This is a genomic window from Streptomyces beijiangensis, assembly GCF_017315755.1.
Taxonomy (GTDB): Bacteria; Actinomycetota; Actinomycetes; order Streptomycetales; family Streptomycetaceae; genus Streptomyces; species Streptomyces beijiangensis.
On the sequence record NZ_JAFLRJ010001171.1, the window covers coordinates 1 to 339 of the forward strand.

1 protein-coding gene is annotated in these 339 nt (G+C 69.6%); it reads right to left on the minus strand.

From position 1 onward, the window contains the following. The coding region (locus tag J0695_RS44885) for a carbohydrate ABC transporter permease (RefSeq protein ID WP_372445934.1) at nt 1-339 on the minus strand (339 nt) is incomplete at both ends.

Consider the following 339-nt stretch of genomic DNA (forward strand, 5'->3'; position numbering starts at 1 on the left):
TGATGTGCCAGATCCGGCGCCAGATCCCGGCGCCGTACTGATCTACCTCGCGGCGATGGTCGGCATTCCCGGCGAGCTGTACGAGGCGGCCGAGGTCGACGGCGCCGCCCATGCCGGCCCAGGTGGCCTCCAGGACCAGCGAGAGCATCGCGGAGTCCGAGGACTCCAGCCAGGTGTACGGGCCGAGGCCGATCGTGCCCAGGGCGCTGTTGAAGAGGCCGCTGCCCGGATCGTAGAACCACTTCCACAGCAGGATCGCGACCACCGGCGGGATGACGACCGGCAGATAGACCAGGAAGCGGTACACCCCGGCGCCGCGCCGGACCGTCGACATGACGG